This is a genomic window from Pseudooceanicola spongiae, from assembly GCF_014899185.1.
Lineage (GTDB): Bacteria > Pseudomonadota > Alphaproteobacteria > Rhodobacterales > Rhodobacteraceae > Pseudooceanicola > Pseudooceanicola spongiae.
The window spans coordinates 289,179-302,887 of the sequence record NZ_CP045201.1; the positions used below are offsets into that span (position 1 = coordinate 289,179).

A 13,709-nucleotide genomic window follows, 5' to 3' on the forward strand; every position below is an offset into this window, starting at 1 on the left:
TGCGTGTTTCGGCAAAAATGGACCGACCCATGTGCGTGCATGCAGGGGCGGTTTACCTTGCTGCACCCCGGTGCGAGGGGATACCCGGTTGAGAACAAACCGGCGTGATGCACTGAAATCTTCGGATCTTTTTGAGACAGAAAACGTAAACCCTTCGTTAAAGTAACTGTGTCAGATGCTTGAACGCATCGTGCAACACGCCTATTTAGATGTTAAGCTCATTTACATGGGCAGAAAAGCAGGGGAAGGATCACACTTGAGCAATTATTCCACACTCCCGGCGCCGACTCCCGAAGGTGGCCTCAACCGTTACATGCAGGAAATCCGGAAGTTTCCGATGTTGGAGCCGGAGCAGGAATACATGCTGGCCAAACGGTGGGTCGAAGATCAGGATACGGTCGCGGCGCACAAGCTGGTCACATCTCACCTGCGCCTCGCGGCGAAGATCGCTATGGGCTATCGCGGTTATGGCCTTCCCCAGGCCGAGGTGATCTCCGAAGCGAATGTTGGTCTGATGCAGGCGGTCAAGCGGTTTGACCCCGAAAAAGGGTTCCGGCTTTCGACCTATGCCATGTGGTGGATCCGCGCCTCGATCCAGGAATACATCCTGAGGTCGTGGTCGCTGGTGAAACTGGGCACGACATCGGCGCAGAAAAAGCTGTTCTTCAATCTTCGCAAGGCCAAGTCCCGCATCGGTGCGCTGGAAGAGGGCGACCTGCGCCCTGAAAACGTCAAGCAAATTGCCAATGACCTCGGGGTGACCGAGGCCGAGGTGATCTCAATGAACCGGCGGATGTCGGGGGGCGATGCCTCACTGAACGCGACGGTGGGCAGTGACGGCGACAGCACGATGCAGTGGCAGGATTGGCTGGAGGACGAAGATGCCGACCAGGCCGCCGACTACGAGGCCCGCGACGAGATGACCGCACGGCGTGAGCTGCTGGCAGAGGCGATGGAAGTCCTCAACGATCGTGAGAAGGACATCCTGACGCAGCGCCGCCTGTCCGAGGAAACCGTGACTCTGGAAGATCTCAGCGCCGCCTATGACGTCAGCCGCGAACGCATCCGCCAGATTGAGGTGCGCGCCTTTGAAAAGCTGCAGACCCGTATGCGCGAGCTGGCGCAGGAAAAGGGTATGATGGCCACGGCCTGACCCGACGCCATGTTGCCCGATCGCAATTTGCACCGACCCTGATCTAGGCATGGGTCGGTGCAAATGAGTTCCGCTGCAGTCCCCGCCCTTGGGCGGGTTTTCTTTTGCGCAGCGCTTGGCTAGGCTTTCCCGAAATTGGAGGGACAGTCATGCGTGATTTCAAACCGGTCCGCTGGGGTATCCTTGGGGCCTCGAACTTTGCCCTCAAGCATATGGCACCTGCCATCGTGGCGGCGCGCAATGCTGAGGTGACAGCCATTGCCTCAAGCTCGGCCGACAAGGTGCTGCCGTTTCGTGACATCGCGCCTGGCTTGCGTCACCATACGGAATATGAGGCATTGCTGGCGGATCCTGCGATCGATGCGGTCTACATCCCTCTGCCCAACCATCTGCACGTCGAATGGAGTGAAAAGGCACTGCGCGCGGGTAAGGCCGTGCTGTGCGAAAAGCCGATGGCGCTTTCGGCGGGCGACTTCGACAGGCTGATCGCGGCGCGCAATGAGACAGGGCTGCTGATCTCAGAGGCCTTCATGATCGTGCATCATCCGCAGTGGCAGCGCGTCAAGGAGCTGCTGTCGCAGGGCCTGGCGGGGGATCTGTGGCATGTGAACGCCGCTTTCTCCTACAACAACCGAGATTCAGGGAATATCCGCAACAAGGCGGAGACCGGCGGCGGCGGCCTGCGCGATATCGGGGTTTACACCTTCGGGTCTGTGAGATTTGCGACGGCGGCCGAGCCGCTGGAGATGACGCATGCCCATCTGCGTCTGGAGCATGGGGTGGATGTCTTTGCCGAGGTCGGCTTCGAGTTCCCGGGCTTTACCTATCAGTCGATGACGGGCATCCGCATGGCCACCCGTCAGGAGGTGCATTTTCATGGCAGCCTGGCGGTGATCTCCGTGACATGCCCGTTCAACGCCAATGTGTTCGACATTGCCGAGATCCGCATCTCCTACCCCAACCAGACGGTCGTGACAGAACGCTTTCCTGCGGTGAACCAGTATGTCCTGCAGGTGGAGACTTTTGGCGCCGCGCTGCGAGGCGATGCAGAATGGCCATGGTCGCTTGAGGATGCCCGCGGCACGCAGGCAATGATCGATAGCGTGCTGGCGGCTGAATAGCTCTCAGTGGTCCGGGGGTGGTCCCCGCAAGGGGCTGCCCACAGGTTGCCTGCGCTGCATACGGGCCCGCAGCCAGCGCACATCCATGGCAATCAGGGCGACGCCAAGCGGCAACATCCAGAAGCCAAGGATCGGCAGAAACCCCAGAATTCCACCAATGCACAGCAGAATTCCGAGTGGCAGCCGAAACCCGTTCGGGACGCTGCGGCGGATGCGGACAAGCATCCGCCGCAGACGTACCCGGATCGAGTGACGGATCGTCGGAGCCTTGCCTGGCTCAGTCTTCCATCGCCTCAAGTTCATCAATGAACCCTTCGATCATCGACAGTCCCTTGTCCCAGAAGGCCGGATCCGAGGCATCCAGGCCGAAGGGGGCGAGCAGTTCCTTGTGGTGCTTGGAGCCACCGGCTTTCAGCATGTCGAAGTACTTCTCCTGGAAACCCTCGGGCTGCTCTTCGTAGACGGCGTAAAGGGCGTTCACGAGACCATCGCCGAAGGCATAGGCGTAGACGTAGAAGGGCGAGTGGATGAAGTGCGGGATGTAGGCCCAGAAGGTCTCGTATCCTTCCATGAAGTCAAAGCACGGCCCCAGACTCTCGGCCTGGACTGACATCCAGAGGGCATTGATATCCTCGGGCGTCAGTTCGCCGCTGCGACGGGCGTCGTGCAGTTTGCATTCGAAGTCATAAAAGGCGATCTGGCGCACGACCGTGTTGATCATGTCCTCGACCTTGCCGGCGAGCATGGTCTTGCGTTCGGCTTTGGTCTGGGCCTTTTCCAACATGGCGCGGAAGGTCAGCATCTCGCCGAAGACACTGGCTGTTTCGGCCAGCGTCAGGGGGGTGGAGGACAGCATCTCGCCTTGCCCGGCCGCCAGAACCTGGTGCACGCCATGGCCCAGCTCGTGCGCAAGGGTCATCACGTCGCGCGGTTTGCCAAGGTAGTTCAGCATGACGTAGGGGTGCACTTCGGTGACGGTCGGATGCGCGAAGGCACCGGGCGCCTTGCCGGGTTTGACGGCCGCGTCGATCCAGCCCTTGTCGAAGAAAGGCTCGGCAATGTCGGCCATCTTCGGGGAAAAGCCGCCATAGGCGCCCATCACCGTCTCACGCGCCTCGTCCCAGCCGACGACGCGCTGGTCTTCGCTGGGCAGAGGGGCGTTGCGATCCCAGACCTGCATGCGATCAAGGCCAAGCCATTTGCGCTTCAGCTCATAATAGCGATGGCTGAGGCGGGGATAGGCGGCGACAACGGCGTTGCGCAGCGCCTCGACGACCTCGGGTTCAACATGGTTCGACAAGTGACGCGACATCTGCGGGTTCGGCATGCCACGCCAGCGGTCCATGACCTCTTTTTCCTTGGCCTGCGTGTTGTGGACGCGGGCAAAGGTGCGCAGGTTGTCGGACAAAACGCGGGCGATCTCGCGGGCGGCGGACTCGCGCGTATCGCGGTTGTAGTCGGTTAGCAGGGTGAGCGTGCTTTCGATGTTCAGCTCATCTTCGCCGACATAGAAGCGCAGACCCGCGATTGTCTCATCGAACAGACGTTCCCAGGCGTCGCCGACGACGCCGAGATCGTGCAGGAAGCGCTCCAGCTCGTCTGACAACTGATAGGGTTTCATCGCACGGATGCGATCGAACACGGGTTTGTAGCGGCCAAGCGCTGCGTTTTCAGCGAAAAGTGTGTCGAGGTAGTGATCGGGCAGGCGGTTCAGCTCCAGCGTGAAGAAGACCAGCGGGGTGGTGTAGGTGGTCACCTTGTCCTGCATGTCGGACATGAACTTGGCCCGGTCGCCTGCTGTGGTCAGCTGGTAGTACCGCAGGCCTGCATAGGACATGATCCGGCCCGCAACAGACTGAATGCGCTCGTTGCGTATCACGCAGTCGAGGAACCCATCGGCATCGAGATTGCCCAGCTTGCCCTCGTAATCGGTGGCAAAACTGCGGCAGGCCTCCTCCAGCCAGTCCAGATCCCGTTTCAGCTCGGGCGCATCGGGGGCGGCGTAGAGATCGCTCAGATCCCATTCCGGCAGTTTCCCGAGCGGCGTGCCGTCCTCGGACAGCGCAGTGGCATCGCGGACAGGAAAGGGCAGGGACAGGGGCGTGTGCATGGGTCGCATGGATCCTCCAGGGGATTTCGTTCCGGCTTCTGGACATAGGCCGTAGTGGTCGGTTCAACAAGGTTTGCGGCTTGCCTTTGCATTGACCATGGCTGACTTTGCAGGGAAATGGAACGAGGAGACGACCATGAAATACCTTCGTTATGGCGAGATTGGGGCAGAAAAACCGGGCGTTTTGGATGCCGAAGGACGGCTGCGCGATCTCTCGGGGGTCGTTGACGATCTTTCTGGGGCAACTCTTGGCGCATTGCCGCAGGTCGACCCGGAGACGCTGCCTCTGGTCGAGGGGGCACCACGCCTTGGGGTGCCGGTCGCAGGGATTGGCAAGATCGTCTGCATCGGCCTGAACTATTCGGATCACGCGGCCGAGGCGGGCATGGCTGAGCCTGAGGAGCCGATCGTCTTCATGAAGGCAACCTCGGCGCTGTCGGGCCCCAATGATCCGGTGCGCCTGCCGCGTGGCGCGCTGAAAGGCGACTGGGAGGTCGAGCTGGGCGTCGTCATCGGCAAGACCGCGAAGTATGTTTCCGAGGCCGATGCGCTGAATTATGTGGCGGGCTATACCATCGTCAATGACGTGTCTGAGCGTGCCTTTCAGATTGAGCGTGGCGGCCAGTGGACCAAGGGCAAGAGCAGCGACACCTTCGGTCCCATCGGTCCCTGGCTTGTGACACCGGACGAAATCGGCGACCCGCAGACCCTGGCCCTCAGTCTTGATCTGAACGGAGAGCGGGCACAGCGGGGTTCGACGTCATCAATGATTTTCACAGTCGCGCAGATCATCTCTTATCTCAGCCAGATGATGAGCCTGCAGCCCGGCGATGTGATTGCCACTGGTACGCCGCCGGGTGTCGGCATGGGTATGAAGCCGCAGCGCTTTCTGAAAGCCGGCGATGTCATGGAGCTGAGGATCGATGGCCTTGGTGTTCAGCGTCAGCCCGTCTTGCAGGACTGAAGGCAGTTTTCGCGCCCCAGGCCTACGGCGCAGGCCTTGGGGCGTTGTCGTCCGTGTCACACCTCAGCCAGGTTTCCTGGTCCCAAGTTGGGCATTGAAATGCGCCGCACAGGTTTCAAAACAGAAGGCACGCACCTGCGGACTTTCCATCATGACCTCGTGGCGCGCGCCCTCAACCAGTTCTAGGTGTCCCTGTGGCCAGCGTACCATGCGGCTTCGGATGCTTTGCGGTGACACGATCGCCTCGTCCCCGCCCAGAAATGTCACGCAGGGGGTGGCGGGCGACGGCATTCCATTCAGGCGGCGCATTTCCACCAGCGCCTCATGGAGCCATGTCATCGTTGGACCGCCGATGTTGAGGTCCGGATGGGCGCGGGCCTGCGTTTGCATATAGTCGTACATCCCGGAATCGCTCGTCAGCTTGTTCGCGGCAAAAAGCTCATGCAGGACATAGGCGTCGGCATTTGTACCAGGTGCGAGGGTTTCACCGCGCCCCAGATACTCGGACGCGCTGCTGAGCATCCACGCCACGGGTTTGATCAGAAGCGGCAGGTGCAGGCCCCACATAGGCGCTGTAAACGCTGCGGCTTTTACAGGCAGCTTGCGGTGCAGGGCGCGCAGTCCGATCGCTCCACCCATCGAGTGCGCCAGCAGAAATAAAGGCCCCTCAATTCCCAGTTTGGGTAGCGCGGCCAGCACGGTATCGACGTCTTTCTGGTAGTCGCTGAACTTTGCCACGTGGCCGAGGGCTGGATCACCTGCCACCCGGTCTGCGAGACCTTGTCCCCGCCAGTCGATCGCGAGGGTACGATAGCCATGCGCCGCAAAATCGCGCGCCGCACGGCCGTATTTCTCGACATATTCCGTACGACCTGGGAACAGCAGGACTGTCCCCTTGGCACCCTCAAGCGGCCAGTCGCCCAGGCGAATCCGGACGCCATCGGCGGTGGTCAGCCAAAATGCGCGCCCGCCCGCAGGGCCATCGTCGACATCGGAATAAAACGGCGCCTGATCCATCGAATGCTCCTGAAACCTGTGGAGGCCGGCCCCGGTCGTCTGTGGCGACGTCAGGACAATGCAGACGCGAGTTGCATTGCCTTACCCATGTCGCCGTCAACGCTGAGTTTGCCGGTCATGAAGGCAGATGTAGGGTTAAGATCCCCTGAAAGTATGTCTTGAAAGGTGTCGGGGGCTGCGGTCAGGGTCACTTCTGCATCTTCGTCGGCTGTGGCTGCACGCGCGCCGTCACCGTCGACGATAATATCACCTTCGCCTTCGATGACAAATTTCGCTGTGCCATCAATGCCTTCGCCGCCCAGCTTTTCATTCAAAGCGGCCACGGCTGCTGTAATCACGTCGCTCATTTTGCGCCTTCCATCAAATTTAAGTAATCTGGGCTAACAATCCCGGTGACTCACGATACACTCGAAATAAGTTATGGGCGCCACAATGTCATATCGCAAACTTGCCATCGCGGCATTTGCCGCAGCGTCACTTTTGATGCTTCCGAGTCTGGGGGTAGCAGAGGAGTCTGTCGCGTCGCTGCTTGAAGAGCTTAAAGGCGCTGACGCGGTCGAAGGTCAGAAGATAGGGCGCGAGCTGGATCTGATATGGTCGCGCTCGGGATCCCCGACGATGGACCTCTTGTTGCGACGCGGCCGCGATGCAATGGAGGCCGGTGAACTGGAAGTCGCTGTGGGGCATCTTTCGGCACTCACGGATCATGCCCCTGATTTTGCTGAAGGCTGGCATCTGCGGGCAAAGGTGTTTTTCCGTGAGGAAGAATTCGGTCTGGCCCTCGCCGATCTGCAGCAGGCCGTTGCCCTGAACCCCTACAACTTTCAGGCGGTCTATGGCATGGCGCTCATCCTGGAACAGACCGGACGTATACCCGCGGCTTTGCGGGGCTATCAGGCGGTCCTTAATGTCTTCCCTGAGCATGAAGAAGCCAAGGCCGGCCGTGATCGACTTGCACGTCAGGTCGGAGAAAGCGATATCTAGGCCTCACATCATGTGACGCACGTCGAAGGTGCACATCAATTCGTACATCCAGAAGAGGTGCAGGCGATGTCTGGTCAGGGCAGGATAACGGCGGTCCTTGGGCCGACGAATACAGGCAAGACGCATTACGCCATTGAACGGATGCTTGGGTATCGCACGGGGGTGATCGGCCTGCCGTTGCGCCTTCTGGCGCGCGAGGTCTATGACCGTATCGTCGCGGCGCGCGGCCCCTCCGTTGTGGCATTGGTGACTGGCGAGGAGCGGATCGTGCCGCCGCGCACCCAGTACTGGGTCTGCACGGTCGAGGCGATGCCAGAGGGCATGGGCTGTGATTTCCTTGCCATCGACGAAATCCAGCTGTGCGCGGATCCCGAGCGTGGGCATGTCTTCACCGACCGCCTGCTGCGGGCGCGTGGTCTGCATGAGACTCTGTTTCTCGGAGCGGAGACCATGCGCAGCGCCATTGCCGATCTGGTGCCGACAGCGCAGTTCGTGCGGCGCGAACGGTTGTCCCAGCTGACCTATTCCGGTTCGCGCAAGATCAGCCGGATTCCGGCGCGCAGTGCGATTGTCGGGTTCTCGGTCGATAATATCTACGCCATGGCCGAGCTGGTGCGCCGCCAAAAGGGCGGTGCCGCAGTGGTCATGGGCGCGCTCAGCCCGCGTACCCGCAATGCTCAGGTCGAGCTCTATCAGAATGGCGATGTCGACTATCTGGTGGCGACCGATGCCATCGGGATGGGCCTGAACCTGGATGTGAATCACGTCGCGTTCTCATCGGTGACCAAGTTCGATGGTCGCCGGATGCGCGAACTTGCGCCGAACGAGCTGGCCCAGATCGCCGGGCGGGCAGGGCGCGGCATGTCCGACGGCACTTTTGGCGTGACGGGCGAGGCGGGACCGCTGCACCCCGAGGTTGTCGAGGCGATCATGGAGCATCGCTTTACTCCGATCCGCAAGCTGAACTGGCGCAATCACGACCTGAAGTTCGGGGGAATCGATCCCCTGATTTACTCGCTTGAGATGGCACCGAAGGACGAGCGGCTGGTGCGCTCACGCGACGCAGATGACCTTATTGCGCTGAAAACCATCGCAGCTGAGGCCGAAGTGCGCGCCCGTGCCTCCGATACAGCCTCGGTTCGTCTGCTTTGGGATGTTTGCCGTATTCCCGACTTCCGCGGGATCAGCCATAATGAGCACGCAGCGCTGTTGACGCAGATTTTTGGGTTCCTGCATGAAAAGGGCCGTGTTCCCGATGACTGGCTGGCCACGCAGGTGCACAGGATCGATCGGACCGAAGGCGATATCGATGCGCTCTCGAAAAGGCTCGCATTTATCCGCACATGGACCTATGTGGCACAACGCAATGGCTGGGTAAGTGATGAAAGTCATTGGCGTGACGAAACGCGCGCTGTAGAAGACCGCTTGTCGGATGCGCTACACGCACGTTTGACCCAAAGATTTGTGGACCGCCGTACAAGCGTATTGCTGCGGCGGCTCAAGCAGAAGGAGGCCCTCTTGGCCGAAGTGAGCGATACCGGCGAAGTGACCGTCGAAGGCGAATTCGTAGGACGTCTTGAAGGCTTCCGTTTCCGTCAGGATAAGGATGCCTCTGGGCAGGAGGCCAAGACGTTGCGGCAGGCAAGCCTGCAGGCGCTGGTTCCGCATTTCAACCTGAGGGCTGACCGTTTTTACAACGCGCCCGATACAGAGATCGACTATACCGAGCAGGGCGGCCTCATGTGGGGCGAGATGGCGATCGGTAAGCTGGTCGCTGGCCCCGAGCCGATGAAGCCGCAGATCGTGGCTTTCGTCGATGACGAGGCTGGGCCTGATGTGGCGCAGAAGGTGCAACGCCGTCTGCAGCACTTCATCGATCGCAAGATCGCGGCGCTGTTCGAGCCTCTGATGAACCTGCAGCGCGACGAGGCCCTGTCGGGTCTGGCGCGTGGCTTTGCATTCCGTCTGGTTGAAGCGCTCGGCATTTTGCCGCGCGGTGATGTCTCGGATGAGGTGAAGTCTCTGGATCAGGACGCCCGTGGCGCTTTGCGCAAACATGGTGTCCGCTTCGGTCAGTACACGGTCTTCATGCCGTTGCTGTTGAAGCCTGCGCCGACGCGTTTGCGTCTGGTGCTCTGGTCGCTTGCGGGCAATCTGGATGAATTCCCGGAAGCACCGCCCCCCGGTCTGGTGACGGTTCCCGCGCTCAAGCACATGCCTCAGGGCTATTATGCCATGGCCGGCTATCGTGCAGCGGGCGAGCGGGCGATCCGCATTGATATGCTGGAGCGTCTGGCGGACATGCTGCGCGGCGAAGACAGCCGCGGCGGTTTCGAGGCCAAGGCTGATATGCTGTCGATAACCGGCATGACGCTGGAGCAGTTCTCGGACCTTATGACAGGTCTCGGCTACAAGGCCGAAAAAGGCGAACGGGCCAAGGTCAAGGCTGAGCCGGTTGCCGAAACGCCTGTTGAGGCCGTTGCTGATGTGCCAGACGTGGCCGCTGAAGACGACGCTGCCGTGACCCCGGAAACGGAAGAAACTGCTCCGTCAGAGGCTGTTGCAGATGCCGCGGAAGACACTGCAGAGGTCTCCGGCGACGCTGAAACACCCGCTGAGCCGGTGACTGGCGAAGCTGAGGTCGAGAAGGAAGAGTTCTTTACCTTCACCTGGGCCGGACGCGCGGCACGCCAGAATGCCCGTGCCAAAGACGGTGAAAAGCGCGAGGGTCAGAAGCCACGCACTCAGAACCCTCGTGGTGAACGCCCCAAAGGCAACGCGGGTAAACCGCGCGGCAAGCCGGGGCAGGGTGGCAAGCCGCCTCGCGACAACAAGGCCAAGACTTTCGAGGCGACTCCGCCGAAGAAGAACGATCGTATTGATCCCGATAACCCCTTCGCAGCCGCGCTGATGGGGCTGAAAACCAAGAAGTGATCCTTGGTTGAGGCCGCACAGCCACGATTGCGCGTGGATAAATGGCTCTGGCAGGCACGGTTCTTCAAAAGCCGTAGCCTGTCAGCGGCTTGTGTCTCGGGTGGGCACATGCGGATCAATGGCAATCATGTGACAAAACCGGCGGCCAACGTCGGCGTCGGTGATGTGCTGACCTTCACGCAAGCGGACCGGGTGCGGGTGATCAAGATCGCCGCCCTCGGTATCCGCCGGGGCCCGGCAACTGAGGCGCAGACCCTTTACGAGGATCTGACGCCGAAAGATGATACTGAGAAACACGTTCCGCCAATTGCCCGTATCGAGGGCAATTCTCGTCCGACCAAGCGTGACCGAAGGAAACTCGATCTTGATCGCCGAGGGGCGCTTGAATGATCCCGTTCTCTGGTCTAGCTAAGCCCCTGTTCGATCTTCGAGAGTAAGCCATGACCTACGTCGTCACCGAAAACTGTATCGCCTGCAAATTCACCGACTGCGTTGAAGTCTGTCCGGTGGATTGTTTCTACGAGGGCGAGAATACGCTGGTGATTCACCCCGACGAGTGCATCGATTGCGGTGTTTGCGAGCCCGAATGCCCGGCTGATGCCATCCGACCGGACACCGAACCGGATATGGAGAAGTGGGTCGAGTTCAACCGCAAGTACTCTGAACTCTGGCCTGTTATCATTACCAAAAAAGACCCAATGCCAGATGCTGAAGAGCGGGATGGCGAATCTGGGAAGATGGAGAAATACTTCTCCGAAGCGCCTGGCGAAGGCGGCTGAACGTCCCATTTTGGGCTGCGCTAAGCACACCCTTTAAATCAGGGTGATTCTGTGGTATGTCTTGTCGTTACATATGACAATGACCACCCTTTTCTGGTCCGTGGGCGCTACTGACCGCCGGGCTGCTATCTGAAGAGAAGCTATCGCGTTTGGTGTCGCTGGTCGGCGCCGGACGTTTTCGTGCCCTCTGACGGAATGGGTGAGTGAGGAAGAACCTGTATGACCAAGACTAAAAAAGCTGAGTTCCGCCCCAACGAATACGTCGTCTACCCTGCGCATGGCGTAGGGCAGATCGTCTCGATCGAGAGCCAGGAAATCGCGGGCATTCCCCTCGAATTGTTCGTGATCTCTTTCGAGAAGGACAAGATGACGCTGCGCGTTCCGACGCACAAAGCGACTGAAATCGGCATGCGCTCGCTCTCGAGTCCAGATGTCGTTTCGCGCGCCATGTCGACCCTGAAAGGCAAGGCCAAGGTCAAGCGGGCCATGTGGTCGCGTCGTGCGCAGGAATATGAACAGAAAATCAACTCTGGCGATCTGATCGCAATTGCTGAGGTCGTGCGCGACCTGCACCGCAGCGATGACCAGCGCGAACAGAGCTACTCTGAGCGTCAGCTCTATGAAGCTGCTCTTGAGCGTCTGACCCGTGAAGTCGCGGCCGTCGCCGGTGGCGATGAAGTTGCAGCGGCAAAGCAGGTCGACGAAGTCCTCGTAGGCCGCGCTGCCTGACAGTAAACTTTAGCGAGATTACAGGGCCGTGGTGAAAGCTGCGGCCCTTTTTCGTTTCAGGGCGTTAACGCGAAAAGGATACCGATCTCAGCGATTTGCTGAGTGGCTCCCAGAATATCGCCGGTCTGGCCGCCAAGTTTAGCCGTCGCGATCCAAGCAATGATCAAGGTGGCTACAGCGGTGATCAGGATTGCGCCAATGGCGCTCCAGCCTAAGCACAGGCAAGCGAAAACCACACCGATCAAAGCTGCGAGCCCGGCACTGTGTGCGGTGGCCTTACCTACAGCGCGCGACAAGCCGTTGGCCCTGGCATGGGGCATGAACGCCATCATCATAGGCATCGTTGCGCGGGACAGGGCCGCAACTCCGACGACGGCCAGCCAGCTGCCCTCGACAGAAAACAGCGCTGACAGGCCGATCCAGCGCGCCAGCAGGCTCAGTACCAAGGCGATGACGCCATATGCACCGGTGCGGCTATCCTTCATGATCTCAAGGCGGCGCTCACGCTGATGACTGCCCCAAAGTCCGTCGGCGGTGTCGGCAAGACCATCCTCATGCAATGCGCCGGTCAGCAGGACGCTGGCCGTCAGCGCGATCAGAGCCGCGCCGCTTGCCGCCAATCCAAGGCCGAGCGCAATAAGACCCGCAACAGCGGCCAAGATGCCCAACACAGCCCCAGCAACGGGGTATGCCCATGCCGCCTCGGCACCGCGGCCATTATGTGAGGGCAGGGGTAGCCTGCTGAGCAGGCCGAGGGCGGACAGCAGGTCTTGCCAGGCGCGGGACGGTGTCATGTTTGTGGTTGCTCCAACTCTCAAGCGCGTTAGACACGGGGGACCGAGGAAATGCAACGGAGGCAAAATGACAGCCGCACTGACCTCTCTTAGCGACTTTCGCGCGGCACTGACTGCCGCGCCGGGCCCGGATACGACTGCAACGGCGGGTGCGGCAGAACGCAATGGGGTGCTGACCAAACCGCCGGGGGCCTTGGGACGTCTTGAGGATCTGGCGATCTGGTATGCGGGGTGGCGCGGCTCTGCCCGTCCCGAAATCTCGTCGCCACAGGTCATTATTTTCGCAGGGAATCACGGTGTCACTGCGCGTGGTGTATCGTCCTTCCCGCCGGAAGTGACGGCGCAGATGGTCATGAATTTCCAGCATGGCGGCGCGGCCATCAACCAGTTGTCGCGTGCTGCGGGTGCGCAGATGGACGTGTACGCCATCGAGCTGGACCGCCCGACGCGGGACTTTTGCGAAGCTCCGGCAATGGACGAAGCAGATCTACTGGCCGCGCTGAATGTCGGTTGGACGTCGGTAAATGAACAGTGCGATCTGCTGGTCACCGGTGAAATGGGCATCGGCAACACGACCTCGGCGGCGGCCATTGCTCTGGCGCTCTTCGGAGGTCAGGCACAGGACTGGACCGGTCGGGGCACGGGGCTTGATGACGCCGGTGTCGCCCTGAAGGCGCAAGTCGTCGCGCAGGCTGTCGCTTTGCATCACCCCAAGACCGGGCTTGATACTCTGCGGACGCTCGGCGGACGCGAGATCGCCGCGATGGCGGGCGCGATCGCTCGGGCACGGGTGCTGAGCATTCCGGTTATCCTTGATGGCTTCATCTGTTGTGCCGCTGCTGCGTGTCTGCTGGCCGAAAGTGGCGCTGCGCTCGATCACGCAATAGCGGGCCATGCCAGCGCTGAAGCGGCTCATCCTGCGCTGCTGTCGCGCCTGGGCAAGGCCCCCCTGCTTCAGCTTGGCCTGCGCCTTGGCGAAGGGTCGGGCGCGGCGCTGGCGATCAACATCCTCAAAGGTGCAGTCGCCTGTCATTCAGGTATGTCGACGTTTGCTGAAGCTGGCGTTTCAGGGAGCTGACACAGGTCTGCTCACTCTGAAAAGATTAAAGGCGCCCTGATGAAAG

13 protein-coding genes are annotated in these 13,709 nt (G+C 60.5%); 9 read left to right on the forward strand and 4 right to left on the reverse strand.

The window, feature by feature from the left end; translation table 11 throughout:
* Window positions 1-256 precede the first annotated feature (256 nt).
* Window positions 257-1,153, forward strand: a complete 897-nt coding sequence (gene rpoH / locus F3W81_RS01345; protein ID WP_193081848.1) for an RNA polymerase sigma factor RpoH — start codon at window positions 257-259, stop codon at window positions 1,151-1,153.
* Window positions 1,154-1,302: 149 nt separating this feature from the next.
* Window positions 1,303-2,274 carry a Gfo/Idh/MocA family protein gene (locus F3W81_RS01350; RefSeq protein ID WP_193081849.1) on the forward strand — a complete coding sequence of 324 codons (972 nt, stop codon included), beginning with the start codon at window positions 1,303-1,305 and terminating at the stop codon, window positions 2,272-2,274.
* Window positions 2,275-2,551: 277 nt separating this feature from the next.
* Here the strand turns inward: F3W81_RS01350 and F3W81_RS01355 are convergent, their stop codons facing one another.
* Window positions 2,552-4,384: a M3 family oligoendopeptidase gene (locus F3W81_RS01355; protein ID WP_193081850.1), complete on the reverse strand. Its 1,833-nt coding sequence runs from the start codon at window positions 4,382-4,384 to the stop codon at window positions 2,552-2,554.
* A 136-nt stretch (window positions 4,385-4,520) separates the two neighbouring features.
* Between F3W81_RS01355 and F3W81_RS01360 the strand changes: the two genes are divergently transcribed.
* Window positions 4,521-5,348, forward strand: coding sequence for a fumarylacetoacetate hydrolase family protein (locus F3W81_RS01360; RefSeq protein ID WP_193081852.1), 828 nt, complete (start codon window positions 4,521-4,523; stop codon window positions 5,346-5,348).
* A gap of 63 nt (window positions 5,349-5,411) precedes the next feature.
* Here F3W81_RS01360 and F3W81_RS01365 read toward each other — a convergent pair whose 3' ends face one another.
* Window positions 5,412-6,365: an alpha/beta fold hydrolase gene (locus F3W81_RS01365; RefSeq protein WP_193081853.1), complete on the reverse strand. Its 954-nt coding sequence runs from the start codon at window positions 6,363-6,365 to the stop codon at window positions 5,412-5,414.
* A 50-nt stretch (window positions 6,366-6,415) separates the two neighbouring features.
* Window positions 6,416-6,712 carry an SCP2 sterol-binding domain-containing protein gene (locus F3W81_RS01370; RefSeq protein WP_193081855.1) on the reverse strand — a complete coding sequence of 99 codons (297 nt, stop codon included), beginning with the start codon at window positions 6,710-6,712 and terminating at the stop codon, window positions 6,416-6,418.
* Window positions 6,713-6,797: 85 nt separating this feature from the next.
* Here F3W81_RS01370 and F3W81_RS01375 point away from each other — a divergent pair, with 85 nt between their 5' ends.
* The 5 genes from F3W81_RS01375 (at window position 6,798) to F3W81_RS01395 (ending at window position 11,791) form a co-directional block, all read left to right on the forward strand.
* Entirely contained in the window at window positions 6,798-7,349 is a 552-nt protein-coding gene (locus tag F3W81_RS01375) for a tetratricopeptide repeat protein (RefSeq protein ID WP_226941794.1), read from the forward strand.
* Between the two features lie 66 nt (window positions 7,350-7,415).
* Complete coding sequence (locus F3W81_RS01380; protein WP_193081859.1) at window positions 7,416-10,283, forward strand: helicase-related protein; 2,868 nt, start codon at window positions 7,416-7,418, stop codon at window positions 10,281-10,283.
* A 3-nt stretch (window positions 10,284-10,286) separates the two neighbouring features.
* Window positions 10,287-10,673 carry an RNA-binding S4 domain-containing protein gene (locus F3W81_RS01385; protein WP_226941795.1) on the forward strand — a complete coding sequence of 129 codons (387 nt, stop codon included), beginning with the start codon at window positions 10,287-10,289 and terminating at the stop codon, window positions 10,671-10,673.
* Between the two features lie 50 nt (window positions 10,674-10,723).
* Window positions 10,724-11,062, forward strand: a complete 339-nt coding sequence (fdxA, locus tag F3W81_RS01390) for a ferredoxin FdxA (RefSeq protein WP_193081861.1) — start codon at window positions 10,724-10,726, stop codon at window positions 11,060-11,062.
* A 219-nt stretch (window positions 11,063-11,281) separates the two neighbouring features.
* Window positions 11,282-11,791, forward strand: a complete 510-nt coding sequence (locus tag F3W81_RS01395; RefSeq protein WP_193081863.1) for a CarD family transcriptional regulator — start codon at window positions 11,282-11,284, stop codon at window positions 11,789-11,791.
* A 56-nt stretch (window positions 11,792-11,847) separates the two neighbouring features.
* Here the strand turns inward: F3W81_RS01395 and cobS are convergent, their stop codons facing one another.
* A complete protein-coding gene (gene cobS, locus F3W81_RS01400) occupies window positions 11,848-12,585 on the reverse strand; it encodes an adenosylcobinamide-GDP ribazoletransferase (RefSeq protein ID WP_193081865.1) in 738 nt (245 codons plus the stop codon).
* A gap of 67 nt (window positions 12,586-12,652) precedes the next feature.
* Between cobS and cobT the strand changes: the two genes are divergently transcribed.
* The gene (gene cobT / locus F3W81_RS01405) at window positions 12,653-13,663 is read left to right on the forward strand and encodes a nicotinate-nucleotide--dimethylbenzimidazole phosphoribosyltransferase (protein WP_193081867.1); all 1,011 of its coding nucleotides are present in this window, start codon (window positions 12,653-12,655) and stop codon (window positions 13,661-13,663) included.
* Window positions 13,664-13,709 lie beyond the last annotated feature (46 nt).

Coding starts and splice junctions, on each gene's coding strand:
- F3W81_RS01395 (WP_193081863.1), top strand. CDS start 11,282: ATGACCAAGACTAAAAAAGCTGAGTTCCGCCCCAACGAATACGTCGTC.
- F3W81_RS01350 (WP_193081849.1), top strand. CDS start 1,303: ATGCGTGATTTCAAACCGGTCCGCTGGGGTATCCTTGGGGCCTCGAAC.
- F3W81_RS01360 (WP_193081852.1), top strand. CDS start 4,521: ATGAAATACCTTCGTTATGGCGAGATTGGGGCAGAAAAACCGGGCGTT.
- cobT (WP_193081867.1), top strand. CDS start 12,653: ATGACAGCCGCACTGACCTCTCTTAGCGACTTTCGCGCGGCACTGACT.
- F3W81_RS01380 (WP_193081859.1), top strand. CDS start 7,416: ATGTCTGGTCAGGGCAGGATAACGGCGGTCCTTGGGCCGACGAATACA.
- F3W81_RS01355 (WP_193081850.1), bottom strand. CDS start 4,384: ATGCACACGCCCCTGTCCCTGCCCTTTCCTGTCCGCGATGCCACTGCG.
- F3W81_RS01375 (WP_226941794.1), top strand. CDS start 6,798: ATGTCATATCGCAAACTTGCCATCGCGGCATTTGCCGCAGCGTCACTT.
- F3W81_RS01365 (WP_193081853.1), bottom strand. CDS start 6,365: ATGGATCAGGCGCCGTTTTATTCCGATGTCGACGATGGCCCTGCGGGC.
- cobS (WP_193081865.1), bottom strand. CDS start 12,585: ATGACACCGTCCCGCGCCTGGCAAGACCTGCTGTCCGCCCTCGGCCTG.
- F3W81_RS01370 (WP_193081855.1), bottom strand. CDS start 6,712: ATGAGCGACGTGATTACAGCAGCCGTGGCCGCTTTGAATGAAAAGCTG.
- fdxA (WP_193081861.1), top strand. CDS start 10,724: ATGACCTACGTCGTCACCGAAAACTGTATCGCCTGCAAATTCACCGAC.